Source organism: Citrobacter sp. VF227, from assembly GCF_052950715.1.
In genome coordinates, this window is sequence record NZ_JBRFVF010000270.1 from 1 (window position 1) to 511 (window position 511).

1 protein-coding gene is annotated in these 511 nt (G+C 63.2%); it reads left to right on the forward strand.

Features of this window, described 5'->3' with window-relative positions:
- A partial coding sequence (locus ACU8YC_RS26270; protein WP_446896157.1) for a YaaC family protein occupies positions 1 to 511 on the forward strand: 511 nt, incomplete at both ends.

The window sequence follows — 511 nt, forward strand, 5'->3', positions numbered from 1 at the left end:
GGGAGAGCCAGGCTCTTGCCGCCAAACTGGTGCGGACCAAGGCTGAAGGGCTCAGGGATGCGCCCGATGATGCCAAGATCCAACGCAAGGCCGCCTCCCTCGCCTACTGCCTCCGGAACGCCCGTGAGTACCTGCGTGGTGGCCAAAGTGCGATCACGCCGCGGGTTGTCGCCAACTACTACGGCTGTATGTGGCTCGCCAGCGCGATCCTCGTCGCCAATCCGAGCAATGACTTCAATCTGGAGAAGCTGGAGAGCATCACCAAGTCCGGCCATGGCCTCGGCAACATCGCCGACGAGCACCGCGCTTTCCCGGACAATGAGTTCGTCTACGTGCGTGAAAGCGGCTTCTTTCCCGAGTTCCTGAAGGCGCAGGGGCTGAGCCGCGCCGACTTGAACGCGGTCAAAATCGCCGGAGCCTCGGTTCGCGATGTGGCCGGGCTTGAGCCTGAGCGCGCCGGGCGCCTGATCTCCGTCATCGATATTCTGGCACGAATCCCCGAGCTGAAGAG